Annotated in this window: 27 protein-coding genes; 20 read left to right on the top strand and 7 right to left on the bottom strand. The window is 61.8% G+C overall.

Translation table 11 applies throughout. The annotated features are described in order from the left end of the window. Nucleotides 1–5 precede the first annotated feature (5 nt). Nucleotides 6–263, bottom strand: a complete 258-nt coding sequence (locus GNZ13_RS30590) for an accessory factor UbiK family protein (RefSeq protein WP_154564624.1) — start codon at nucleotides 261–263, stop codon at nucleotides 6–8. A gap of 397 nt (nucleotides 264–660) precedes the next feature. Here GNZ13_RS30590 and GNZ13_RS30585 point away from each other — a divergent pair, with 397 nt between their 5' ends. From GNZ13_RS30585 to ptsP, 7 genes are all read left to right on the top strand, one after another. Then, nucleotides 661–999, top strand: a complete 339-nt coding sequence (locus GNZ13_RS30585; RefSeq protein WP_006048089.1) for a P-II family nitrogen regulator — start codon at nucleotides 661–663, stop codon at nucleotides 997–999. A 43-nt stretch (nucleotides 1,000–1,042) separates the two neighbouring features. Next, a complete protein-coding gene (locus GNZ13_RS30580; protein WP_172171548.1) occupies nucleotides 1,043–2,560 on the top strand; it encodes an ammonium transporter in 1,518 nt (505 codons plus the stop codon). 235 nt (nucleotides 2,561–2,795) lie between these two features. Further along, nucleotides 2,796–4,085, top strand: coding sequence for a glutamate--cysteine ligase (gene gshA / locus GNZ13_RS30575; protein WP_172171546.1), 1,290 nt, complete (start codon nucleotides 2,796–2,798; stop codon nucleotides 4,083–4,085). Between the two features lie 101 nt (nucleotides 4,086–4,186). Next, nucleotides 4,187–5,143, top strand: coding sequence for a glutathione synthase (gene gshB, locus GNZ13_RS30570; protein ID WP_172171544.1), 957 nt, complete (start codon nucleotides 4,187–4,189; stop codon nucleotides 5,141–5,143). Nucleotides 5,144–5,490: 347 nt separating this feature from the next. Beyond that, nucleotides 5,491–6,027, top strand: a complete 537-nt coding sequence (locus tag GNZ13_RS30565; RefSeq protein ID WP_172171542.1) for a PTS sugar transporter subunit IIA — start codon at nucleotides 5,491–5,493, stop codon at nucleotides 6,025–6,027. Between the two features lie 118 nt (nucleotides 6,028–6,145). Continuing rightward, nucleotides 6,146–6,415: an HPr family phosphocarrier protein gene (locus GNZ13_RS30560; protein ID WP_012431596.1), complete on the top strand. Its 270-nt coding sequence runs from the start codon at nucleotides 6,146–6,148 to the stop codon at nucleotides 6,413–6,415. Between the two features lie 304 nt (nucleotides 6,416–6,719). Next, on the top strand, nucleotides 6,720–8,468 hold the full coding sequence (gene ptsP / locus GNZ13_RS30555) for a phosphoenolpyruvate--protein phosphotransferase (RefSeq protein WP_172171540.1): 1,749 nt from the start codon (nucleotides 6,720–6,722) through the stop codon (nucleotides 8,466–8,468). A 76-nt stretch (nucleotides 8,469–8,544) separates the two neighbouring features. On the opposite strand, the gene GNZ13_RS30550 is transcribed toward ptsP, so the two are convergent. The 3 genes from GNZ13_RS30550 to gpmA all read right to left on the bottom strand — a co-directional run bounded on the left by GNZ13_RS30550 (nucleotide 8,545) and on the right by gpmA (nucleotide 12,133). Beyond that, nucleotides 8,545–9,303: a HesA/MoeB/ThiF family protein gene (locus tag GNZ13_RS30550; protein WP_172171538.1), complete on the bottom strand. Its 759-nt coding sequence runs from the start codon at nucleotides 9,301–9,303 to the stop codon at nucleotides 8,545–8,547. A 198-nt stretch (nucleotides 9,304–9,501) separates the two neighbouring features. Further along, entirely contained in the window at nucleotides 9,502–11,082 is a 1,581-nt protein-coding gene (locus GNZ13_RS30545; RefSeq protein WP_172171536.1) for a S41 family peptidase, read from the bottom strand. A gap of 304 nt (nucleotides 11,083–11,386) precedes the next feature. Beyond that, on the bottom strand, nucleotides 11,387–12,133 hold the full coding sequence (gpmA, locus tag GNZ13_RS30540) for a 2,3-diphosphoglycerate-dependent phosphoglycerate mutase (protein ID WP_172171534.1): 747 nt from the start codon (nucleotides 12,131–12,133) through the stop codon (nucleotides 11,387–11,389). A 137-nt stretch (nucleotides 12,134–12,270) separates the two neighbouring features. Here gpmA and GNZ13_RS30535 point away from each other — a divergent pair, with 137 nt between their 5' ends. The 5 genes from GNZ13_RS30535 (at nucleotide 12,271) to GNZ13_RS30515 (ending at nucleotide 15,251) form a co-directional block, all read left to right on the top strand. Next, the gene (locus tag GNZ13_RS30535) at nucleotides 12,271–12,696 is read left to right on the top strand and encodes a rhodanese-like domain-containing protein (RefSeq protein ID WP_054035864.1); all 426 of its coding nucleotides are present in this window, start codon (nucleotides 12,271–12,273) and stop codon (nucleotides 12,694–12,696) included. Beyond that, complete coding sequence (grxC, locus tag GNZ13_RS30530) at nucleotides 12,693–12,953, top strand: glutaredoxin 3 (RefSeq protein WP_172171532.1); 261 nt, start codon at nucleotides 12,693–12,695, stop codon at nucleotides 12,951–12,953. The genes GNZ13_RS30535 and grxC overlap by 4 nt, the downstream gene beginning before the upstream one ends. 163 nt (nucleotides 12,954–13,116) lie before the next feature. Then, on the top strand, nucleotides 13,117–13,587 hold the full coding sequence (gene secB, locus GNZ13_RS30525) for a protein-export chaperone SecB (RefSeq protein WP_172171530.1): 471 nt from the start codon (nucleotides 13,117–13,119) through the stop codon (nucleotides 13,585–13,587). Between the two features lie 21 nt (nucleotides 13,588–13,608). Beyond that, nucleotides 13,609–14,607 (top strand): NAD(P)H-dependent glycerol-3-phosphate dehydrogenase, encoded by a 999-nt coding sequence (locus GNZ13_RS30520; protein WP_172171528.1) that lies wholly within the window; start codon nucleotides 13,609–13,611, stop codon nucleotides 14,605–14,607. 95 nt (nucleotides 14,608–14,702) lie between these two features. Beyond that, nucleotides 14,703–15,251 (top strand): O-acetyl-ADP-ribose deacetylase, encoded by a 549-nt coding sequence (locus tag GNZ13_RS30515; protein ID WP_172171526.1) that lies wholly within the window; start codon nucleotides 14,703–14,705, stop codon nucleotides 15,249–15,251. On the opposite strand, the gene trmL is transcribed toward GNZ13_RS30515, so the two are convergent. Then, a complete protein-coding gene (gene trmL / locus GNZ13_RS30510) occupies nucleotides 15,224–15,694 on the bottom strand; it encodes a tRNA (uridine(34)/cytosine(34)/5-carboxymethylaminomethyluridine(34)-2'-O)-methyltransferase TrmL (RefSeq protein WP_172171524.1) in 471 nt (156 codons plus the stop codon). The two genes, GNZ13_RS30515 and trmL, sit on opposite strands and share 28 nt — an antisense overlap. Nucleotides 15,695–15,712: 18 nt before the next feature. Then, on the bottom strand, nucleotides 15,713–16,507 hold the full coding sequence (locus GNZ13_RS30505; RefSeq protein WP_172171522.1) for a ComF family protein: 795 nt from the start codon (nucleotides 16,505–16,507) through the stop codon (nucleotides 15,713–15,715). Nucleotides 16,508–16,591: 84 nt separating this feature from the next. Between GNZ13_RS30505 and GNZ13_RS30500 the strand changes: the two genes are divergently transcribed. The 8 genes from GNZ13_RS30500 to GNZ13_RS30470 all read left to right on the top strand — a co-directional run bounded on the left by GNZ13_RS30500 (nucleotide 16,592) and on the right by GNZ13_RS30470 (nucleotide 23,845). Further along, nucleotides 16,592–17,557 (top strand): methyltransferase domain-containing protein, encoded by a 966-nt coding sequence (locus tag GNZ13_RS30500; protein ID WP_172171574.1) that lies wholly within the window; start codon nucleotides 16,592–16,594, stop codon nucleotides 17,555–17,557. A gap of 313 nt (nucleotides 17,558–17,870) precedes the next feature. Next, on the top strand, nucleotides 17,871–18,344 hold the full coding sequence (locus GNZ13_RS30495) for a DUF2244 domain-containing protein (RefSeq protein ID WP_172171520.1): 474 nt from the start codon (nucleotides 17,871–17,873) through the stop codon (nucleotides 18,342–18,344). Between the two features lie 66 nt (nucleotides 18,345–18,410). Beyond that, nucleotides 18,411–20,036 (top strand): cytochrome c oxidase subunit II, encoded by a 1,626-nt coding sequence (gene coxB, locus GNZ13_RS30490; RefSeq protein WP_172171518.1) that lies wholly within the window; start codon nucleotides 18,411–18,413, stop codon nucleotides 20,034–20,036. A gap of 44 nt (nucleotides 20,037–20,080) precedes the next feature. Next, nucleotides 20,081–21,694 (top strand): cytochrome c oxidase subunit I, encoded by a 1,614-nt coding sequence (ctaD, locus tag GNZ13_RS30485; RefSeq protein WP_172171516.1) that lies wholly within the window; start codon nucleotides 20,081–20,083, stop codon nucleotides 21,692–21,694. Between the two features lie 117 nt (nucleotides 21,695–21,811). Beyond that, nucleotides 21,812–21,946 carry a cytochrome oxidase small assembly protein gene (locus GNZ13_RS51690; protein WP_216675079.1) on the top strand — a complete coding sequence of 45 codons (135 nt, stop codon included), beginning with the start codon at nucleotides 21,812–21,814 and terminating at the stop codon, nucleotides 21,944–21,946. Nucleotides 21,947–21,988: 42 nt separating this feature from the next. Continuing rightward, entirely contained in the window at nucleotides 21,989–22,603 is a 615-nt protein-coding gene (locus GNZ13_RS30480) for a cytochrome c oxidase assembly protein (RefSeq protein ID WP_172171514.1), read from the top strand. Nucleotides 22,604–22,636: 33 nt separating this feature from the next. Beyond that, entirely contained in the window at nucleotides 22,637–22,846 is a 210-nt protein-coding gene (locus tag GNZ13_RS30475; protein WP_172171512.1) for a DUF2970 domain-containing protein, read from the top strand. Between the two features lie 141 nt (nucleotides 22,847–22,987). Then, nucleotides 22,988–23,845, top strand: coding sequence for a cytochrome c oxidase subunit 3 (locus GNZ13_RS30470; RefSeq protein WP_063494655.1), 858 nt, complete (start codon nucleotides 22,988–22,990; stop codon nucleotides 23,843–23,845). Between the two features lie 137 nt (nucleotides 23,846–23,982). On the opposite strand, the gene GNZ13_RS30465 is transcribed toward GNZ13_RS30470, so the two are convergent. Beyond that, on the bottom strand, nucleotides 23,983–24,192 hold the full coding sequence (locus GNZ13_RS30465) for a twin transmembrane helix small protein (protein ID WP_007179452.1): 210 nt from the start codon (nucleotides 24,190–24,192) through the stop codon (nucleotides 23,983–23,985). Nucleotides 24,193–24,291: the final 99 nt, after the last annotated feature.

Here is a 24,291-nt window from a genome sequence, read left to right as displayed (position 1 = left end):
AGGCCTCAGGGCGTTTGCGTCGTGACCGGCAGCTTCTGCTCGAGCTCGGCAACGCGGCGCTCCAGCTCTTCGAGGCGCGCGCGGGTGCGCACCAGCACCTGGGTCTGCGTATCGAATTCCTCACGCGTGACCAGGTCGAGCTTGGAAAAGCCCTGCGACAACATGGCTTTCACGTTGCGTTCAACATCTTTGGCCGGCGAGTTCTTGAACAGCTCGCTCATGCGGGCCTGAAAATCGTTAAAGACATCGTTCGGTTGTTTCATGGTGTTCCCCTTGGTGCACAAAAAATGTGCGTGTTTCGTTACGCCTGTGCTTTGCAACGGCGAATGGGCCGTTTTGGTGCATTACCTGTTGCCTGCCGCTGCCGCATGAGCCCGTTTGGTGCGCGCTCAAACGTTAAAAGCCTTCGAACACTCTAGCAACGATCCATACGCCGCGCCACCGTGCCCCGCCACCGTTGGCCATCCGGCCAGGGCCGCTTGCGCCCCTTTTGCAGCGCGCCGCGAGCGAAGTCTGACACAACTGGCATGCGAGTTGCTGTTACTGCCCCGCGCGCACTGCCGGGTGCGTTTTGCCGGCAGCGGAAAGAGACCACGCGAACGGGTTACAGGTACGAAAACAGGGTTACGCAACGGGTTACGCAACTTAGCGAGGGATTTCATGAAACTCATTACCGCAATCATCAAGCCGTTCAAGCTCGATGAGGCGCGCGAAGCCTTGTCGGCCATCGGCGTCTCGGGCATCACGGTGACGGAAGTCAAAGGCTTCGGTCGCCAGAAGGGCCACACGGAACTGTATCGGGGCGCTGAATACGTCGTCGATTTCCTGCCGAAGGTGAAGATCGAGGCCGCGGTCTCGGACGACATCGTCGACCAGGCGATCGAGGCGCTCGAACGCGCGGCACGCACCGGCAAGATCGGCGACGGCAAGATTTTTGTCACGCCGATCGAACAAGTGATTCGGATTCGCACCGGGGAGACCGGCGCGGACGCTCTGTAATACCAAAAGATAGCGACACAGATAGCGACAAGAGGAAACGAAGATGCGCAAATTATTGATGTCCATGCTGATGGCCGGTTCGCTGCTCGCGGGCGGTATCGGCGCCGCCCTCGCGGACGACGCTTCCGCCCCCGCAGCCGCCTCGGCCGCTGCTTCCGATACGACGGCGAGCGCGCCGGCACCGGACGCCTCGGCGGCACCTGCTGCCGCCGCGGCCTCGGCACCGGCCGCGGAAGCGTCCGCCGCACCGGCTGCCAGCGCCGCAGCCGCACCTGATGCATCGGCCGCATCCGCTGCCGCCGCACCGGCCGCTCCGACCGCGCCGTTCTCGGTCGATTCGTCGAAGATCAATTCGGGCGACACCGCCTGGATGTTGACCTCCACCGCCCTCGTGCTGTTCATGACGATCCCGGGTCTGGCGCTGTTCTACGGCGGCATGGTCCGCAAGAAGAGCGTGCTCGCGATCCTGATGCAAAGCTTCGCGATCACCTGCCTGGTGTCGATCGTCTGGGTCGTGGTGGGCTACAGCCTCGCCTTCACGCCGGGCGGTTCGTTCATCGGCGGCTTGTCACGCTTCTTCATGACGGGCATGAACTACATCCACGGCGACAAGGCGACGACGCTGACCGTCAGCCACCTCGCCCCGACGATCCCGGAAACGGTCTACGTTGTCTATCAGATGACGTTTGCGATCATTACCCCGGCACTGATCACGGGCGCGTTTGCCGATCGCATGAAGTTCTCGGCGATGCTGGTGTTCATGACGCTGTGGTCGATCATCGTCTACTCGCCGATCGCGCACATGGTCTGGGAACCGACCGGCTGGCTGGCTGCCGCGGGCATCCTCGACTTCGCGGGCGGCACGGTGGTGCACATCAACGCCGGTATCGCGGCGCTGGTCTGCGCGCTGGTGCTCGGCAAGCGTGTCGGCTACGGCAAGGAATCGATGGCGCCGCATAACCTGACGCTCACGCTGATCGGTGGCGCCATGCTGTGGGTAGGCTGGTTCGGCTTCAACGCGGGTTCGGCAGTGGCGGCAGACGGCCGTGCCGGTTTCGCCATGTTCGCCACGCAAGTGGCAACCGCGGCAGCAGCACTCGCATGGATGTTCGCCGAATGGGCGACCAAGGGTAAGCCGTCGGTACTCGGTATCGTGTCGGGTGCCGTTGCAGGTCTGGTGGCGATTACGCCGGCTTCGGGCTTCGTCGGTATGACGGGTTCCCTCGTGATCGGCATCGCGGCAGGCGTGATCTGCTACTGGTCGGCAACGTGGCTCAAGCACAAGCTCGGTTACGACGATTCGCTCGACGCGTTCGGCGTGCACTGCATCGGCGGTATCGTGGGTGCGCTGCTGACTGGTGTGTTCGCGGTCAAGGACATCGGCGGCGCGGACGGCAGCGTGATCCTGCAAGCCAAGGGCGTGCTGACGACGTTGATCTACAGCGGCGTGGTGAGCTTCATCCTGCTGAAGGTGATCGACATGGTGATGGGCCTGCGCGTGACGGAAGAAGCGGAGCGCGAAGGCCTGGACGTGAGCCTGCACGGCGAACACGTCGAATAAGGACCGTCCCGCAACCGCAAGCTCCAGGGCTTGCGGATCAGAATCAAGCGCAGCGACTTTGGCCCGCCTTTATGGCGGGCTTTTTTCTTGCCGCGTGTCTTGTGAGCAGTAGTTTTCCGTGCCTATCATGGCGATAGCGAGAATGCATTCGCATCGGCTTGCGAATGGAGAAACCGTCCCCAAATGGACAAAGCATTTGCTCTACAATCTTTTTTCTCCAGTCTGCGAGTGATCAATGGTTCCGCACCTAGTTACGGCGTTAAACGGCCCGCTGCTCGATCTCGAGCGGAAGATCCTCGACGCTACACCCGCCATCGAACGCTGGTTCCGGCTCGAATGGCAGGAGCACACGCCGCCGTTCTACTGTTCAGTCGATCTGCGTAACGCGGGCTTCAAGCTCGCGCCGGTCGACACCAATCTGTTTCCCGGCGCATTCAACAATCTGCCGCAGGAAGTGTTGCCGCTCGCCGTGCAGGCCGCGATGGCGTCGATCGAAAAGATCTGCCCGGACGCGAAGAATCTGCTCGTGATTCCGGAGCGCCATACGCGCAACGCGTTTTATCTCGAGAATGTCGCCCGTCTGGCCGCGATCATGCGTCAGGCCGGCTTGAACGTGCGTTTCGGCACACTCGACGAAAGCATCGTCGGGCCGGTCACGATCGCGCTGTCCGACGGCCAGAAGCTCGTGCTCGAACCGCTCGAACGCACGCCGCGGCGCCTCGGCTTGAAGAACTTCGACCCTTGCTCGATTCTGCTGAACAATGATCTCTCGGGCGGGATTCCGCCCATACTGGAAAATCTGCACGAGCAGTACCTGCTGCCGCCACTGCATGCCGGCTGGGCCGTTCGTCGCAAATCGACGCACTTCTCCTGCTATGACGACGTCGCGAAGAAGTTCGCGAAGATGGTCGAGATCGATCCGTGGATGATCAACCCGTACTTCGCGCATGTCGAAGGGGTCGATTTCCAGGAACGCACCGGTGAAGAAGCGCTGGCGGATGCGATCGACGGCGTGCTCAAGAAGATCGCCAAGAAGTATCGCGAGTACGGCATCTCCGAGAAACCGTATGTTGTCATCAAGTCGGATGCGGGCACTTATGGCATGGGCGTGATGACCGTGCACGACGCGTCGGAAGTGGCCGCGCTCACCAAGCGCGAACGCGCGAAGATGGCCACCACCAAAGACGGCCTCGAAGTGCATGACGTGATCGTGCAGGAAGGTGTGTACACCTTCGAGCGGATCGGTGAAGAAGTCGCCGAGCCGGTGGTGTATATGATCGACCGTTACGTGGTGGGCGGCTTCTACCGCGTGCACGGCAGCCGCGAGCGTGATCAGAATCTGAACGCGCCCGGCATGCACTTCGTGCCGCTAGGCTTCGAGCACACGGCGCTGCCGGACGCGCACGCCAAGCCCGGCGCGGCAGTGCCGAACCGCTTCTATATGTACGGCGTGGTGGCACGGCTCGGGTTGCTGGCCGCATCGGTCGAGCTGGAAAAGACCGATCCGGAAGCGATTCAGGTTTAAGCCTCGCGAGGTGGGCGATGGCGGCATGCGTGCCGCCATCGCCATTTTCAGCGACTATATTGACGATCAACGCCAAGCCCTAAGGGCGCACCGGAATCCCCATGGACATTCTTTTCATCGCCGATCCGCTTACGCAGTTCAAGATTTACAAAGACTCGACTTACGCGATGATGGCCGAGGCCGCGCGCCGTGGCCATACGCTTTACACGTGCGAGCCGAAGCATCTGGCGTGGACGGGTGCCGACGTCGAGGCGAACGTGCAGCGCTTTGCGATCGTCGGCGACGTGACGGACCTGCATCGCGACACCTGGTACGCCGCTGAAGCCGCTGCGCCGCGTTCGCTGAAGCACTTCAGCGCGGTCGTGATGCGTAAAGACCCGCCGTTCGATATGGAATACGTGACGTCGACGTGGCTGCTGGAAATGGCCGAGCGCGGCGGCGCGCGTATCTTCAACAAGCCGCAGGCGATTCGCGATCATTCGGAAAAGCTGGCGATCGGCGAGTTCGCGCAGTTCGTGGCGCCGACTTTGGTGACGCGCGACGCCACCCGTCTGCGCGCCTTCCATGAAGAACACGGCGACGTGATTCTGAAGCCGCTCGACGGCATGGGCGGCATGGGCGTGTTCCGCGTGAAGGCCGACGGCATGAATCTCGGCTCGATCATCGAGATGCTGAGCCACGACGGCGCGCGCTCGGTGATGGCGCAAAAGTTCATCCCCGAGATCAAGGAAGGCGACAAGCGCATTCTCCTGATCGGCGGCGAAGCGGTGCCGTTTTCGCTCGCGCGGATTCCACAGGGCAATGAAGTGCGCGGCAACCTCGCGGCCGGCGGACTGGGCGTGGCGCGCCCGCTCACCGAGCACGACCGCAAGATCGCCGACACGCTCGCGCCGGTGCTCGCCGCACGCGGTCTGCTGCTGGTCGGGCTGGACGCGATCGGCGATTGGCTCACCGAGGTGAACGTGACAAGCCCGACGTGTTTCCGCGAGATCATGGATCAGACCGGCTTCGACGTTGCCGCGATGTTCATTGACGCACTGGAGCGCGCGGCAGCTTGAGGCGCAACCCTTGAATGGCCGCCATGGCCCCCAAACTGTGTATGTGTAGTAAATCCGCATCAAGCGAAACACCGGCTTTGGCGCGAAAATGAGCCTGATACAATGCCCGCTCTTCCGCGCCAAGCCGAGTGGAAGGTGTCTGTCAGGCGCCACTGGCATGGATTGCGGACTATTGCGGACTGTAAGCGAGTGGTTTTCCGCCAATGCCGTTGCGACATCAGGCGCCGCGGGCCGCTCGTCAGATGATGCGTTCCGGTCCTCACGACCCACGGCCGGTCGAGGGCGCTTACGAACCGGGCTTCGTCCCGGTCCACGGTTCGGGGCCGTTCTTTTGCAGTAAGGCTGACATGGCAGGCATTCTGATCATTGCGCACGCTCCGTTCGCCACCGCGTTGCGCGATTGTATTTCGCACATCTACGGTGGCTTGCCGGCTCGTATCGGCGTGATCGACGTATCGCCGGATTGCGATCCCGCGCAGCAGGTCGCGTTCGCGCATTCGGAAATCGAGCGGCTCAAGGAAGAAAACGGCGCACTCGTGCTCACCGACATGTTCGGCGCCACGCCGGCGAATATCGCCGGGCGGCTCGCTTCGGTGCCGAACGTCCGCGTGCTGTGCGGCGTCAATCTGCCGATGCTGGTGCGCGCGGTCTGTTATCGCGCGACACCGCTCGACACGCTGGTCGACAAAGCGCTCGCTGGGGCCAACAAGGGCATACAGGCAATTGGGCCTGCCACGCCGGCGGTTGCGCCTCCCGCGGGGTCCTGCGAGTGTTTACCGGCTGTGCCGCCTGTTGCCGCGGCTGCTGCCGCTTCCGCGGATTGTTTGTCGGCTTTGCCGCCCGAGGCCGACCTGACTCAGAAAGCGGGCCCAACCGGGTTGTAAGCCGGGTTGTAAGCGGATCGCACGGCTTTAAACGATTGCGAACGGGTTGCGACCCGTTTGCAACTGGTTTGCAGTTTCACCTTTCACCACAACACTTACCCGCGCTTCGGACCATCACATGCTGCAACAGGAAACGACTATTGTGAACAAGCTGGGGCTGCACGCGCGCGCGTCGGCCAAGTTGACGCAACTCGCGGGCAACTACCAGGCAGAAATCTGGATGAGCCGCAATGGCCGCCGTATCAATGCCAAGAGCATCATGGGTGTAATGATGCTGGCCGCGGGTATAGGCAGCACGGTGCTGATCGAAACGGAAGGCTCCGACGAAAAAGAAGCAATGGACGCATTGTTGAAACTGATTGCCGATAAATTCGGCGAAGGTCAGTGAATTCACGCGTTCCCCTTGCCTGAAGCAAAATGCCGCGGCTGTCCGCGGCATTTTTTTTAGCGCGTGACAATCGGGGCATGAACTGTGAGAGGGCGCATGAACCGGTAGTGCCGGCGGCGCGTGGAGGACGTTGCCGGAACGCAAGGCGGATGAAGGCGCATTGTCGTGGTCGGTTACGGTATTTCGTGCTGCGCTGCACACAGCCCCGGCGTACTTGCAAAGGGCGCGGAATTTATAATGACAATGAGAGTCTGAGAGCATTGCAGCGGTTTGCCGCGGCATCACACAACTAGAGGAGGTGCGCGTGTCCTTCACGCTGCATGGAATTCCCGTGTCACGCGGTATCGCCATCGGGCGGGCTTATCTGATCGCCCCGGCAGCACTTGACGTAGACCACTATCTGATCGAACCCGCCCAGATCGAGGGCGAGATCGAGCGCTTTCGCGTGGCCCAGCAACATGTGCACTATGAGCTCGACGCGTTGCGCGCCGATCTCGCCGCGGATGCGCCGAGCGAAATGGGCGCGTTCATCGACGTTCATTCAATGATCCTGAACGATGCGATGCTCGTGCAGGAAACCATCGACCTGATCCGCACGCGCCGCTACAACGTCGAGTGGGCGCTGACCGAACAACTCGAGCGCCTGTCGCGCCATTTCGACGATATCGAAGACGAATACCTGCGCGAGCGCAAAGCCGACATCGAACAGGTGGTGGAGCGTGTGCTGAAGGCGCTCGCCGGCGCGTCGGGGGCGCTGGTGAACGGTGTGCACGGTACCTGCGACGAGATGATCGTGGTCGCGCACGACATCGCGCCGGCCGACATGATGCAGTTCAAAACACAAACGTTTCAGGGTTTCGTCACCGATCTCGGCGGGCGGACTTCGCACACGGCGATCGTCGCGCGCAGCCTCGGCATTCCGGCTGCGGTCGGCGTGCAGCATGCGAGCCAGCTGATCCGGCAGGACGACCTGATCATTGTCGATGGCGATCACGGCATTGTGATCGTCGATCCCGCGCCGATCGTGCTGGAAGAATATTCATACCGTCAGAGCGAAAAAGCGCTTGAGCAGCGCAAGCTGCAACGGCTGAAGTTTTCGCCCACGCAGACGCTGTGCGGCACACGCATCGAACTGTGCGCGAACATTGAATTGCCAGAGGACGCGCGCGCCGCGGTCGATTCGGGCGCGACCGGTGTGGGTCTGTTCCGCACCGAATTCCTGTTCATGAATCACAAGCACCACTTGCCGGAAGAGGAAGAGCAGTTTGCTGCCTACCGTCGCGCGGTCGAGTTGATGAACGGCTTGCCGGTGACGATCCGTACGATCGACGTCGGCGCCGACAAGCCGCTCGATTCGATGGCCGGGGGCGACGGCTACGAAACCGCACCGAACCCTGCCTTGGGGCTCAGAGCGATTCGCTGGAGCCTCTCGGAGCCGCAGATGTTCCTGACGCAACTGCGCGCTATTCTTCGCGCGTCGGCGTTCGGCAAGGTGAAGATTCTGATTCCGATGCTCGCGCACGCGCAGGAGATCGATCAGACGCTCGATCTGATTCGTGAAGCCAAGCGTCAGCTGGACGATGCCGGCATCGCCTACGATCCGAACGTGCAGGTCGGCGCGATGATCGAGATTCCGGCCGCCGCGATTGCGTTGCCGCTGTTTCTCAAGCGGCTCGATTTCCTGTCGATCGGCACTAACGATCTGATCCAGTACACGCTTGCGATCGATCGTGCGGATAACTCGGTCGCGCATCTGTACGATCCGCTGCATCCAGCGGTGCTGCATCTGATCGCGTTCACGCTGCGCGAGGCGAAGCGGGCGGGCGTGCCGGTGTCGGTGTGCGGCGAAATGGCGGGCGATCCGGCGTTGACGCGTCTGTTGCTCGGCATGGGCCTGACCGAGTTTTCGATGCATCCGAGCCAGTTGCTGGTGGTCAAGCAGGAAGTGCTGCGCTCGCATCTGAAGACGCTCGAGAAGCCGGTGGCCGACGTGCTGGCTTCGTTCGAACCGGAAGAAGTGCAGGCGGCGCTCAAGCGTGTGGTGCTGGCTTGAAACTGAAAGCCGGTTAAGTTCATACGGAAAACGCCGCACACCGTGCGGCGTTTTTCATTCGGCGTCTTGCCTGGACTCAGGCCTGATGCCGTTCCCCGCACACCGGACAATCCGGCTGGCGCGCAATGCGCATCGTGTTCCATTCCATGCGCAGCGAATCGAGCATCGTGAGCCGGCCCACCAGCGGCGTGCCGATTTCGCCGATCACTTTCAGCGCTTCAGCGGCTTGCATTGAACCGATGATGCCGACCGTGGGCGCAAACACGCCCATGGTCGAGCACGCGACTTCCTCGAACGGTTGATCTTCAGGGAACACGCATGCGTAGCAGGGCGACGCGGCGTCGCGGAAATCGAAGGTGCTGATCTGGCCGTCGAAGCGCAATGCCGCACCCGACACCAACGGCACACCATGTTTCACGCAGGCCCGATTGATCGCGTGGCGCGTCGCGAAGTTATCGGTGCAATCGAGCACGACGGTGGCGTGCGGCACCTCGCGATCGAGCCAGGCATCGTCGACGCGTTCGGCGACCGCGTTCACCACCACCTCAGGATTGATCTGGGCGATCGCGTCGCGCCCGGACTCCACCTTCTTGCGCCCGAGCGACGCCGTTACGTGCAGAATCTGCCGCTGCAGATTGGTCAGGTCGACCGTATCGGCATCGACCAGCGTCAAGCGGCCGACGCCTGCCGCCGCCAGATACATCGCTGCAGGCGACCCCAGCCCGCCCGCGCCGACGATGATCGCGTGCGCGTCGATAAAGCGCTGCTGCGCCTCGATGCCGATTTCGTCGACGAGGATATGGCGGGAATAGCGGAGGAGTTGATCGTCATTCATGGCGGGGCGCATGGAGTGTCGCGCAATGAAATGCAGGACCGGTGGTCTGCCGTGCGCGGTTTCGTTATTTTAATCGCGCGGGGGAGCGGGTGTTCGTGCTGGTGCTAGGTATCGCACGTGGAGCAATGTGGGCTGCAGCGTGTACTGCTATGTGTCTTCGCAGCCTGTTCGGTTGCGAAGACACATAGGGTTTGCTGCTTAGTTGCTTTGCGCGGCAGGCGCCGAGGCCGGGGCCGATGCGCCCGGCACCGGTTGTGTCGGCTTCACCGCGACCGGTGCGGACGCCGACGCTGCCGGCTTGTTCTGCGCCAGACGCCGCTCGGTCAGCGACTTCGATTCCATCACCGGCTTGCCTTCCAGCTTGTTCAGCGCCTGCGTCAGCATGAAGTCGTCGGTCGAACCGAACTCGACCGGCTTGCGCTCACGATCCTTCTGACGCTGTTCCGGCGTCTTCTTGTCGTTCTGCTCTTCAAGCTGGCGCAGTTGGTCCATGCGCTCCGTTTCGCGCTGTTCCGCTTCCTTCTTCTCGTTCGGATCCTGCGTGTTCGCAAGGTGGTTCGAGTAGTCGACTTCGCGGGTAACCAGTGCGTCGTCCGGATCGCCTTCCGCGTATTGATCGACCGCGGTGTCAGGACGGATGCCCTTGTTCTGGATCGAACGGCCGCTCGGCGTGTAGTAGTACGCCGTGGTCAGACGCAGGGCCGTTTCGGCCGTCATCGGACGGACAGTTTGCACTGAGCCCTTGCCGAACGTGGTCTTGCCGACGATCAGCGCACGATGCTGATCCTGCAGCGCGCCCGCGACGATTTCCGAAGCCGACGCCGAGTAGGCGTTGGTCAGCACGATCATCGGCACAGTCTTGAAGATCGGCGCTTCGTCTTTCAGCGGATCGCTGTCGAACGATTGCAGGCGGTAGTTATCGTACGTATCGCGATAGACCTGCTTCGAATCCGGAATCTGTCCGTTGGTGGACACCACGACCGAATTCGGCGGCAGGAACGCGCCGGCAACGCCGACTGCGCTTTGCAGCAGACCGCCGCCGTTATTGCGCAGGTCGAGCACGAGACCCTTCAGGTTCGGCTGTTGACGGGCGATGTCCTGCAGTTTGGCGGCCAGATCAGGCGTGGTGCGTTCCTGGAAGCTGGTGATGCGGACATACGCGTAGCCCGGCGCCAGGATCTTCATCTTGACCGACTGAACCTTGATGATCGCGCGCGTCACCGTGAGCGGGAACGTACGGTCGTCGGTCTTGCGGAAGATAGTGAGCGTGACCTTGGTGCCCGGATCGCCGCGCATCTGCTTGACGGCCTGGTCGAGCGTCATGCCGCGCACGGGTTTGTCGTTGATGCGGGTGATCAGGTCGCCCGGACGGATGCCGGCGCGGAATGCAGGCGTGTCTTCAATCGGCGAGATCACCTTGATCAGGCCGTCTTCAGACGAAATTTCGATGCCGAGACCTGCGAAGCGACCCTTGGTCTGCTCCTGCAGTTCTTCGTAATCGGTCTTGTCTAGATACGACGAATGCGGGTCGAGGCTCGACACCATGCCCTTGATCGCGGCGGTGAGGAGCTTCTTATCGTCGACCGGTTCGACGTATTCATGCTTGATTTGCCCGAAAACCTCGGCAAAGAGCCTGAGTTGGTCCAGCGGCAACGGTGCAACGGCGCTCGAGGCGGCGCTGGCGGGTTGCTGGGCCGAGGCGGACAGTTGCAGGGTGGCGAAAACGCCAGTAGCAAGGCCCGCGGCAATCAGGCCGATATTTTTCAGGTTCTTTCGCATAGAGTCTGTTGCGGTCGGAAGCGCGTGGCAGCGTCGATAGAGGTGGGGACGGACAAGTATAACTGCACACCCGCCCAGTCAGGGCGCAGCGCTGGTAATCGTAATTCGACAGCATGGGCCGGGCCTGGTTCGTGTGATCGGCGCTGCGGTGGTGAAGTAATGTGCGGTAACAGTAGTACGGTGGCCAGAAAGGCGCGCTCGGGCGATGTGGGCCGCGCCGGCCGGTATGTATCGCCGGTCGGCGCGGCCCGTTTGCCGCAACCCTGCTGTTTTTCCTCAGCAGGGCGGCGGCTCAAGAGCGGCGTTAGGCGGCCTTGCCTTGCTTGGCCACAGCGGCTTGCGCCTTTGCAATCGCGTCCTGGTCGCCCAGATAATAGTGCTTGATCGGCTTCAGATTTTCGTCGAGTTCATAGACGAGCGGCACGCCGTTCGGGATATTCAGGCCGACGATGTCTTCATCCGAAATATTGTCGAGATACTTCACCATGGCGCGGATCGAGTTGCCGTGCGCGGCGATCACGACCTTGCGGCCCGATTTGATGGCCGGCGCAATCGACTCGTTCCACAACGGCAGAACGCGCGCGACGGTGTCTTTCAGGCACTCGGTGAGCGGCAATTGCTCGCGCGGCACCTTGGCGTAGCGCGGATCACTGTAGGGCGCGCGTTCGTCCGACGGATCGAGCGCCGGCGGCGGTGTGTCGTAGCTGCGGCGCCAGACCAGCACCTGTTCGTCGCCGAACTTGGCGGCGGTTTCCGCCTTGTTCAGACCGGACAGCGCGCCGTAGTGGCGCTCGTTCAGACGCCACGAATGCACGACCGGCAGATACATCAGATCCATCTGATCCTGCACGTGCCACAAGGTGCGGATCGCGCGCTTGAGCACCGACGTGTAGGCGATATCGAACGTGTAGCCCGATTCCTTCAGCAGCACGCCCGCTTGCTGCGCTTCGCGATTGCCCTGCTCGGTCAGGTCGACGTCGACCCAGCCCGTGAAGCGGTTTTCCTTGTTCCACGTCGATTCGCCGTGGCGGATGAGAACGAGTTTGTACATGAGATTGCCGGTCGGTAGTAAGGAAGCGGTAAAGCGTTGCGAGGGTCCTCTAGAGGAGCGTCGCCATCGCGTCAGACGGTTATTTTATAATGGCTGCATTGCCCTTTTCGATTTCTCTCTTTTTCGGCGGATTTTCCGTGAAGTTTTTCACTGATTACACAAACCTTGTACTGATCGCAATCGTCCTCATCTCCGGTGGGTTGCTGCTGTGGCCGACGATCAGCCGGCGTGGCCGTGGCGGCCTGTCGGCCGCTGAAGCGACCCAACTGATCAACCGGCGCAATGCGGCGGTCATTGATCTGCGTCCGTCCGCCGACTTTGCCAAGGGTCATCTGCCCGCGGCACGGCACCTTGAATTTGCAGAGTTGCAGGCGAAAGTCGCGCAACTCGTGAAGAACAAGAGCAACCCGGTGCTGCTGGTGTGCCAGACCGGCCAGCAGTCGAACAAGGCAGCGCGTATCGTGCAAGATGCTGGATACGCGGAAGTCCATGTTCTCGAAGGCGGTGTCGACGCCTGGCAGAAGGCCGGTATGCCGGTTGTGAAACAAGGAGCAGCCAAGTGAACAAAGTGATCATGTACAGCACGCAGGTGTGCCCGTATTGCCAGATGGCCGAACGTCTTTTAAAGTCGCGCGGCGTCGAGCACGTTGAAAAGGTACTGATCGACAAAGAGCCGGCCCGTCGTGAAGAAATGATGACCCGGACCGGTCGCCGTACGGTGCCGCAGGTGTTCATCGGCGAGACGCATGTCGGCGGGTACGATGACCTGTCCGCGCTCGATCGCGCGGGCGGTTTGATGCCTCTGCTCGAAGCTGCCTGAATTCACGCGCCGGCCGGCGCGTGAATGGGGCGGGTGAAATACAAGTCGGCGCATGCTGGCCCTTCAAGGACACCTTCGAGGGCAGGCGATGCGCCGCAACGATCTGGCGGCCCGTGAAGCCATGGGCCGCCGCCATGCATACCTATCAGGGAATCACTCAATCATGTCCGACGAGAATAACCAGCCGTTCTTCAATATCCAGCGCATCTACCTGAAGGACATGTCGCTCGAGCAGCCGAATTCGCCGGGCATCTTCCTCGAGCAGGAAATGCCGTCGGTCGAAGTCGAAGTCGACGTGAAGGCCGAGCGCCTCGCCGACACCGTGTTCGAAATCCTCGTGACGGGCACGGTCACGGCCAAGGTGTCGGACAAGGTTGCGTTTCTGATCGAAGCCAAGCAAGCCGGCATTTTCGATATCCGCAACATTCCGGCTGAACAGATCGATCCGCTGGTCGGCATTGCCTGCCCGACGATCCTGTTCCCGTATCTGCGCTCGAACATCGCCGACGCGATCACCCGCGCAGGCTTCCCGCCGATCCACCTCGCCGAGATTAACTTCCAGGCGCTGTACGAGCAACGTCTCGCGCAAATGGGCGGCCAGGATGGCGCGACGCAAAGCGGCGTCACGCATTAACGCGTCCGTTCGGTGCCGGCTATGAAGGTTGCTGTCCTCGGCGCCGGTGCATGGGGCACAGCCCTCGCCGGCCACCTGGCCGCGCGGCACGACACGGTGCTGTGGGCGCGCGAACCCGCGCTCATCGCCGATCTCTCCGCTTCGCGCGAAAACGCCCGCTATCTGGCGGGCGTTGCTTTGTCGCCGTCCCTTCGCTACGAAGCCGACCTGAACGCAGCGCTCGACCATGCGCTCGCCGACGACGCGTTATGCGTCGTGGCGACGCCCGTCGCCGGCCTGCGGGGTCTGTTCCGGGCAATGCACGACGCGGGCAAAGTGCCGGCGCACGTGGTGTGGTTGTGCAAGGGCTTCGAAGCCGACTCGCAGTTGTTGCCGCATCAGGTGGTCGCGGCTGAACTGCCGGGGCATGGCAGCAACGGCGTGCTGTCGGGTCCAAGCTTCGCGCGCGAAGTCGGGCAGGGCTTGCCGGTCGCGTTGACGATCGCGAGTACGTCATTGGCATGCCGCGAGCGCACAGTTGCCGCGTTCCATCATGGCGCCATGCGCATCTATACCGGCGACGACATCGTCGGCGTGGAAGTGGGCGGCGCGGTGAAGAACGTGCTGGCGATTGCCACAGGTATTTCCGATGGCCTCGGCCTCGGTCTCAATGCGCGCGCGGCGCTGATCACGCGTGGCCTGGCGGAAATGTCGCGCCTCGGCGTGACGCTTGGCGGACGGGCGGAGACGTTCACCGGTTTGACCGGCCTGGGCGATCTGATCCTGACCGCCACGGGCGATCTGTCTCGCAATCGCACGGTCGGCGTGCAACTCGCCGCGGGCCGTACGCTCGACGACATCCTCGGCGGCCTCGGTCACGTGGCCGAGGGCGTGCGTTGTGCGCAAGCCGTACTGGCAATTGCTCGCACTCATGCGATCGAGATGCCGATCACGCAGGCAGTCTGCGCCGTGCTGTTCGACGGTGTAGCGCCCCGCGACGCCGTCAGCGCCTTGCTGCGGCGCGATTCGAAGGCAGAATAAGTCTTGTCTTTCAGCCGTTTAGCGCGAAAAGCGCTGAACGGCTGCCCGCTATCGCTGTCCACGTTTTATCGACGCTTCGGACCAGCGAGGTTCCCATGCTCAGTTTCAACAATTGCACGCTAGACGCGCGCGTGGTCGACATCACCACACTTGCCGTGGATGCGATTGTCAACGCCGCGAATACTTCGTTGCTAGGTGGAGGCGGCGTGGATGGCGCGATTCACCGCGCTGCCGGCAAGGAATTGGTGCGTGAGTGCGAGGCGCTCCGCGGCTGCGCGACCGGCGATGCGAAAATCACCCGCGGCTACCAATTGCCGGCCAAACACGTGATCCATGCGGTCGGCCCGGTTTGGCAGGGTGGTGCGCGCGGCGAGGCGGACCTGCTTGCCTCCTGCTATCAGCGCTCGCTCGAGGTCGCGCATCAAGCGCATTGCACAAGCATTGCGTTTCCCGCGATTAGTTGCGGCATCTACCATTTTCCGGCCAATGAAGCTGTGCAGATCGCTGTGGGCACCGTGCTCGACACTTTGCCGCGCACCCCGAAGATCGAGCACGTGATGTTCGCCTGTTTCGACGGCGCCATGCTCGCGCTTTACGAAGCTGAATTGGAACGCCGTCAGGCGCCGCCGTCGAAGCCGGTCTGACGCCACGCTTCGAACACGACCACGGCGACGGTATTCGACAGATTCAGGCTGCGGTTGCCCGGCCGCATCGGCAGACGCACGCGTTGTTCGTTGGCGAATTGATCGAGCACCGTGTCAGGCAGGCCGCGCGTTTCGGCGCCGAACACGAACCAGTCGCCGGACTGAAACGCATGCTCGTGAAACCGGCCCGAGCCACGGGTGGTGAAGGCGAACATTCGCGCTGGATCGGGCGCTTCTTTGGCGACGAACGCTGCCCAATTGGGATGCACGTTCATCTGCGCATACTCGTGATAGTCGAGTCCGGCGCGACGCAACTTGGCGTCGTCGAGCGGAAAGCCGAGCGGCTCGATCAGATGCAGCCGCGCGCCGGTGTTGGCGCACAGGCGTATGACGTTGCCGGTGTTCGGCGGGATTTCCGGTTCGACGAGAACGACATTGAACATGATGGCTTCAGGTAGAGACTAGTTTTTCGGCGTACGCAGCGCGATGAAGTTGGTGACGCGCCGCGCACCGGCAGCTTTGAGCGTACGCGCCAGCGCTTCGAGCGTCGCGCCGGTCGTCATCACATCATCGACGATGCCGACATGCAGGCCTTGCACCGGTTTGACGACCTGGAACGCACGGCCTACGTTCAACCGGCGCGCGTCCAGGTCGAGCCGTGATTGCGGCGCGGTGTGGATCACGCGATGCAGCAGGGTGGCGTCGCTGTGCACATTCAGCGCGCGGGCCAAAGGCTTGGCAATCTGCCAGGCCTGGTTGTAGCCGCGCTCGGTAAGACGTTTGTTGGCCAGCGGCACGGGTGCGAGCACATCGGGTTTTTCTGACGCGCTTACCCAGGTGTCCTCTGCGAGACGCACGAGGCGTTGTGCGAACTCGTGTGCCAGCATCAGCCGGGCGCGGAATTTCAGGCCGAGTGCCAAGGCGTCGAGCGGCTGGCGGTAATCGGCTAGAGCAAAGGTCGCCTCGAACGGCGGCGGCTCGCCTGCGCAATCCGCGCAGCGATATTGCGCGTGACCCGCCCCGCGCATTCCGGACAAAGGGACCGCGCATACCGTGCAACGCAACCTGCCTTCGTTCCAATACGTCTCATCACAACCGGCACACAGCGTCTTATGCGACAAATTGCCGCACAGTGCGCACAGGTTCGGTAGCGCGACGTGCATCACATGCGGCCATGCCGAATACAAGGCGCGCTTAAAGTGTGCAAAACATGCGTTCGAGCTGCCGGGAGACGAGGAATTTTTTCGGAATGGCATGACTGGACCGCCCGCGAAGGCCTTTCACGCTGAATGGACGGAAGCGAGCGAGTATACTTCGTGCTCTACGCCAGTACGACACCCATGCCCCCAACTTCGTCTCAATCTGGCCGTCCGGCCTATGATTCCCGGCGCCTCCGGCAGATTTTCGACCGCCGTGCGGCGACCTTCGACAACGTCGCGTTCCTGCCGCGCGAGATCGCGCAGCGTATGCGCGAGCGCCTCGACTACATCAAGGTTACGCCGGCGAGCGTGCTCGACGCCGGTTGCGGTGCGGGCGAAGACATCCCCGCATTGCGCGAACGCTTCCCCGAGGCGCCGGTGTTTGGCACCGACCTGTCGCACGGAATGCTCAGCCGCGCGCTGCGTCACGATTCCGGCGACACGAGCTGGCGGCGCTTTCTGCCGGCCACGCTCGGCAAGGCGCTCGGCGCCCGCGGTCCGCGTTTCGCGCAGGCCGACTTCTCGGCGCTCCCGTTCGCGGCCGGCGCCTTCGAATTCATCTGGTCCAATCTCGCCCTGCACTGGCACTCGCGGCCCGACCTTGTGTTTCCTGAGTGGCAACGGGTGCTGAAAGTGAACGGCCTGCTGATGTTCAGCACGCTCGGTCCCGATTCGCTGAAGGAATTGCGCGGCGCCTACGCCGAGGTCGAGGCCGCGCACGGCGTTGCTTCGCGCAAGCATGTGATCGACTTTGTCGACATGCATGACCTTGGGGACATGCTGGTCGAGAGCGGTTTCGAGATTCCAGTGATGGACCAGGAAACACTCACTGTTACGTATAAGTCGCCCGAGTCGCTGCTCGCGGACGTGCGCCGCTGGGGCGCTTATCCGTTCGAGCGCGAGGCTGCCTCGAATGCCGTCGCGCGTAGGCTGCACAAGGCTTTGCTGGCAGCGCTCGAAGCCCGTCGGCGCGCCGACGGCACGATCGCGCTGACCTTCGAAGTGATCTACGGCCACGCCTGGAAAGCCGTGCCGCGTACCACAGCCGAAGGTCATGGGATCGTGCGGATCGAAGACATCGGGCGAGGTTCGTCGAGGACTCGGTAAGGAATCAATGAAGTGGTAAAGAGGACATCTGTTATGTCTGAAATTACCGCTTCAAAAGACGCGCGAAAGCTGCGTCAAAACGGCGCGGAGGCTTGTCGCATCTGGCTTGTGAGCCGATTGAGGCTTGCTTGTGGATGCTATGGATCGCGCCTATAATGCGTCAGTTTGTCGCCCGGAGTTCCCACATTTGGGGCGGCAGGCCCGAGGCACAGGGCTGCAATATGACGTAACGCGGCGGGGAATCGAGTGGCCGGTCAGCGGTCGCGAGCCATGGCCGCAGGCGGCGATTGGTGACGGTCGGCAGGAGGCAGCGATGGAAGCATCAGATCTGCTGGCGGATTCAGAACCAGTTCTCAAAGACTGGACGATGAAACGCAACTGTTCGATTTCGCCGCGGCAGTTTGTATGTTTCTACGTGTCGCTTGCGTTGTTCTCGTTGGCAATTGCTTTCATGCTGGTTCTGGTCGGCGCCTGGCTGGTGTTGCCGTTCACCGGTATCGAATTGCTTGCGGTGGGCATCGCATTTGCCATATATGCGCGTCATGCTGTCGATTACGAGCGCGTCCGGCTGTTTCAGAACCGGCTCGTGATCGAGCAGGTCAGCGCCGATGAGCTCACGCAGTTCGAATTCAATCCGCGCTGGGTGCGGATCGAACCGGGCGCAACGCCGCGTGACCAGATCAAACTGGTCTCGCGCGGCCAGACGATCATGATCGGGCAACATCTCGCGCAGCATCGGCGCGCGCAGTTCGCAAGCGAACTGCGTATGTGGCTCACGCGGTGTTAGACGTGTTGAGACGCGCGGCGTTCACGGGGGGCGCGAGACAGCCTGCCAGCGGGGTCGAGGGTTTGAATGGAAATTTTGGGTAAGGAAGCTATGAAAACAATCAAGCGAGCCCTCATGGGCGTGCTGGCGATGAGCGGACTGCTTTTCGCCGGTGCGGCCCTGGCAGTGGGCGATGTTCCGGGCGGCCCTGCCGTCAACGAGATCAATCTCCAGCCGCCGGCGACGAAAATCGCTGAGGAGCTCTACAGCCTCCACACGTTCATGCTGATCCTGTGCACGGTGATCTTCATCGGCGTGTTCGCAGTGATGTTCTATTCGATCTTTGCTCACCGCAAATCGAAGGGCCACAAGGCTGCGAATTTCCACGAAAGCACCACCGTCGAAATCATCTGGACGATCGTGCCGTTCGTCATCGTCGTGCTGATGGCGCTCCCCGCCACCAAGACCGTCGTCGCGATGAAGGACACCACGAACGCCGACCTCACCGTCAAGGTCACCGGCTACCAGTGGAAGTGGGGCTACGACTACGTGAAGGGTCCGGGTGAGGGCATCAGCTTCCTGTCCACGCTGGCCACGCCGCGTGCGGAAACCGATGGCCGCATGCCGATTTCCACCACGTATCTGCAGGAAGTCGACAATCCGCTCGTCGTCCCGGTCGACAAGAAAATTCGCATCATCACCACCGCGAACGACGTGGTCCACTCCTGGTACGTGCCGGCTTTCGGCGTGAAGCAGGATGCGATTCCGGGTTTCGTGCGCGACACGTGGTTCAAGGCTGACAAGATCGGCACGTTCCGCGGCTTCTGTACCGAACTGTGCGGCAAGGAACACGCGTTCATGCCGGTGGTGGTCGAAGTGCTGTCGGCAGACGACTACGCGAAGTGGGTCGATGTGCAGAAGCAGAAAATGGCCGCCGGCCAGGACGATCCGAACAAGACCTACACGATGGCCGAGTTGATGGAGCGCGGCGGCAAGGTGTACGCAGCGAACTGCGCGGTCTGCCACCAGCCGACCGGCAAGGGCGCAGGCGCATTCCCGGCGCTGGACGGCAGCAAGATCGCCAACGGTCCGATCGCCGAGCACGTGAGTCTGGTGCTGAAAGGTAAGAACGCGATGCCTTCGTGGGCGCCGACGTTGAACGACGTCGAAATCGCTTCGGTCATCACGTACGAACGTAACTCGTGGGGCAACCACACCGGCGACATTCTCCAGCCGAAGCAAATGCTGGACGCCCGTAACGGCAAGCTGCCGGAAGGTGGCGATCATCTCGCCACCGCCGGCGCGGCAGCCAGCGGCGCAGAAGCGGCTTCGGGCGCAGCGCCTGCCTCCGGTGCGCAAGCGGCTGCGGCCGGTTCGGACAGCGCGGCAGCAGCGCAAGCATTCCCGGCGAGCATCTACTTCGACACCGGCAAGAGCACGCTGCCGGCCGACGCGAAAGCGGCGGTCGACGCGGCCGTGGCCTACGCGAAAGCGCACCCGGACGCCAAGTTCACGCTGTCGGGCTTCACCGACGCCACCGGCTCTGCCGAAGTCAACGCGAAGCTCGCGAAGACGCGTGCCGAAGCCGTGCGCGACGCGCTGAAAGCAGCCGGCATTGCCGAAGACCACATTATTTTGAAAAAGCCGGAAACGATCACGGGCGGCGGCGACGCGAAAGAAGCCCGGCGTGTCCAGATCAGCCCGGCTGCCTGACGTGTTCATGGTCAGCACCGCAGTATTCGCATTAGGAGATTGTCATGTCTAGCATCGGACACGATGTAGTCGCGGGCCACGAGCACGTACACGGCGAACACGCCCACGAAACGCCGCATGGCTGGCGTCGTTGGCTGTTCGCAACCAATCACAAGGACATCGGTACGCTGTACCTGATCTTCTCGTTCACCATGTTCCTCTCCGGGGGCGTGATGGCGCTGATGATCCGTGCCGAACTGTTCGAGCCGGGTCTGCAGATCATGCGTCCCGAGTTCTTCAACCAGTTGACCACCATGCACGGCCTGATCATGGTGTTCGGCGCGATCATGCCGGCGTTCGTCGGCTTCGCGAACTGGATGGTGCCGCTGCAGATCGGCGCATCGGACATGGCATTCGCGCGGATGAACAACTTCAGCTTCTGGCTGCTGCCGGTGGCTGCTGTTCTGCTGGTCGGTTCGTTCTTCTCGCCGGGCGGCGCGACCGCCGCAGGCTGGACGCTGTACGCGCCGCTGTCCACGCAAATGGGCCCGGGCATGGACTTCGCGATTTTCGCGGTCCACTTGATGGGCGCTTCGTCGATCATGGGCGGGATCAACATCGTTGTGACGATCCTGAACATGCGCGCGCCTGGCCTCACGCTGATGAAGATGCCGATGTTCGTCTGGACGTGGCTGATCACCGCGTACCTGCTGATCGCCGTGATGCCGGTTCTGGCAGGCGCGATCACCATGGTGCTGTTCGATCGCCACTTCGGCACGTCGTTCTTCAACGCGGCAGGCGGCGGCGACCCGGTGATGTACCAGCATATTTTCTGGTTCTTCGGGCACCCCGAGGTGTACATCATGATCTTGCCGGCGTTCGGGATCGTGTCGCAGGTGATCCCGGCGTTCTCGCGCAAGCCGCTGTTCGGCTATAGCTCGATGGTGTACGCAACCTCGTCGATCGCGATTCTGTCGTTCATGGTCTGGGCGCACCACATGTTCGCAACCGGCATGCCGGTGACGGGCCAGCTGTTCTTCATGTACGCGACGATGCTGATCGCCGTGCCGACGGGTGTGAAGGTGTTCAACTGGGTCGCGACGATGTGGCGCGGTTCGCTGAGCTTTGAGACGCCGATGCTGTTCGCGGTCGGCTTCCTGCTGGTGTTCACGTTCGGCGGTCTGTCGGGCCTGATGCTCGCTATGGCGCCGCTCGACATCCAGTATCACGGTACTTATTTCGTGGTGGCGCACTTCCACTACGTGCTGGTTGCGGGGTCGCTGTTCGCGCTGTTCTCCGGGTGGTACTACTGGTCGCCGAAGTGGACCGGCTGGATGTACAACGAAACGCGCGGCAAGATTCACTTCTGGGCGTCGATGTTCTTCTTCAACCTCGCGTTCCTGCCGATGCACTTTGTCGGTCTCGCAGGTATGCCGCGTCGTTACGCTGACTACCCGGCACAGTTCACGGACTGGAACCAGGTCATCTCGATCGGTGCTTTCGGCTTCGGTCTTGCACAGGTGTACTTCCTGTTCGCAGTCGCGCTGCCGGCCTACCGTGGCGGCGACGAGCACGAAAAAGCAGGCGACAAGCCGTGGGACGGCGCAACTGGCCTCGAATGGACCGTGCCGAGCCCGGCTCCGTTCCACACGTTTGAACACCCGCCGACCGTCGAGTAATCGGCGTTCAGTGAGGTTGCCGGTTCCGGCGGTGGCGTGTAAGTCGCCGCCAGAACCGGGCAGCCACGCGAGCAGTGGCGGCACCCTGTAGTCACGAAAGTATTCAGATAGACGAGCATGACGCGCAATCCTCAAGAGAGACGTACACCCGAGCAGATTCGCGCGGGCAACCGGCGGATCGGTATCGTGATGTTTGTCATCGCCGCGGCGTTTTTTGCGAGCGTCATCATTCATCAGAAGTGGTTCGCCTGACGCAGTGGTTCAAGTCTGCGCGCAGGATTGTTGAGGATTGAGATGTCGACGCAACCGCCGGCTCAGGCCGATCGCTCTTTTAACCGTTCGATGTTGATCAAGCTGTTCGTCGTCGCGTTGATGATGTTTGGTTTTGGTTTTGCGCTGGTGCCGATGTACCGCGCGATCTGCCAGATTACCGGCATCAACAACCTCGTGCAGCGCGATGCCACGGCGCGCGAGGCGAAGAATACGCAGGTCGACATGAGTCGCACGATTTCGATCGAATTCGATGCGAACGCGCGAGGCCCGCTGGGTTTCAAGCCGGAGCAGCGCAGTCTCGACGTGCATCCGGGCGAAGTGACGACAGTGATGTACGAAGTCAGCAACGAACAGGCGCGCACGATTCAGGCGCAGGCCATTCCGAGCTACGCGCCGAAGCAGGCCACCGAGTACTTCAAGAAGATCGAGTGTTTTTGCTTTACGCAGCAGACTTTGACTGCGAATCAGACGAAGCGGTTGCCGGTGGTGTTCGTGGTCGACCCGAAGTTGCCGAAGGATGTGAAAACGATCACGTTGTCGTACACGTTCTTTGAGTTGAATACGCCGGCAGCGGCGACGGCCGGGGGCGCATCACCCACGGCCAATACGGCGGCAACCACCGCCAATCCCGCCTGACGGTTTTTGCCGCGGGCGAAGGAAGAAGACTTAATGAGCGAAAACAGCGGCGGCCCGCGCAAGAGCAGTTTCGGCCAGTCGATGAAAGCCGTGTTCTGGTCGTTTTTCGGGGTGCGCAAGCGTCGTGATCTGGAAGCGGACGCCACGCAGCTGAACCCGCTGCATGTGATCGTGGCGGCATTGATCTGTGCGGCCATTTTCATCGGCGTGTTGATCCTGATCGTGCGAGCCGTAGTCGGTTGAGGTGGGTTGAGCCGGCAGGCGCACGCGTAGTACAGGGCGAACCAGAGCCCACGAATTAGAGTGAAGCGGTGCGGTATCGACGCGCCGCCGAAGATACAGCCGGAGATTCCGGAACAACTGGACTGAAGTGGAGAATCAAGAATGAGCGGTCAAAACGAGAGCCCGTACTATTTCGTACCGCATCCGTCGCGGCATCCGATCAGCGCCGCGGTCGGATTGCTGGTCATGCTCGGATCGCTTGCGGCCTGGATCAACGACCATGACTGGGCACCGCTCGGCGTTGTCGCCGGTCTGCTGTGGCTGCTTTATACGTTGTGGCACTGGTTCGGCGACGCGATCGCAGAATCCGAAGGCGGTATGTACGGCAAGAATGTCGACAAGTCGTACCGTTGGAGCATGAGCTGGTTCATCTTCTCCGAAGTGATGTTCTTCGGTGCTTTCTTCGGCGCGCTGTTCTATGCACGCGAAATCGCGCTGCATCAGCTCGGCAGCCTCGACTACAAGCTGATCTGGCCGGATTTCTCGGCGGTGTGGCCGAACAACGGTCCAGCAGCGCTGGTCTCGACCTTCAAGTCGATGCAGCCGTGGCCGGTGCCGACTATCAACACGGCGCTGCTGCTGTCGTCTGGTGCTACGTTGACGGTTTCGCACCACGCGCTGCGTGAAGATCACCGCAAGAAGGCGATCATCTGGCTGGCGGCTACGCTGGTGCTCGGCGTCTCCTTCCTGTTCCTGCAAGGCTTCGAGTATTTCCACGCGTACAACGAACTGAACCTGACGCTGGCCTCGGGTGTGTACGGTTCGACGTTCTTCCTGCTGACGGGCTTCCACGGTTTCCACGTGTTCCTCGGCGGCACGATGCTCGCTGTGGTGCTGGTGCGGATGATCCGCGGCCACTTCACTGCGGAGCATCACTTTGCATTCGAAGGCGCCGCCTGGTACTGGCACTTTGTGGACGTCGTGTGGCTTGGGCTGTACGTCGTCGTGTACTGGCTGTAACGCAGGCAGTTCGCGCATCGCCTTTCAAGGGCGCGGCGCACGAGCAGTACGCACAAGTTATGCAGCGCCGCCCTCGACCCTGTCAGGGCGGCGTTTTGTTTGGTGGGATTGGTGACGCGAAGTGCTTCCCGCTGAGCTCAACGCCCGTAAGGAATACCGGTCGACTGAATCCAGCCCATCCAGTGAGCGAACAGGATGAACAGGAACAGCGAGATCGACAGGCCCACCCGCGTGGCGAGCGACCAGACCATCCGCTTGGTTTTGCCCTTGTCATGCATCATGAAATACAGCGCCGACACCATGCTGGCGATGATCAGGACGAAGGCGATGGGAACGAGAATGTGCATGGAACCAACTGAAACCAGGAAGCGCAGAGGCAAGACGTTTATTATCGCACCGCGCGCCGGCGTCTGCCGTAGGTTCCAGACGCTGTCGCAAGCGCTGGT

This window comes from Paraburkholderia elongata (genome assembly GCF_013177735.1).
Classification (GTDB): Bacteria; Pseudomonadota; Gammaproteobacteria; order Burkholderiales; family Burkholderiaceae; genus Paraburkholderia; species Paraburkholderia elongata.
The sequence above is the reverse complement of the archived record's forward strand: the minus strand, read 5'-3'. Positions and strand labels throughout refer to the sequence as shown.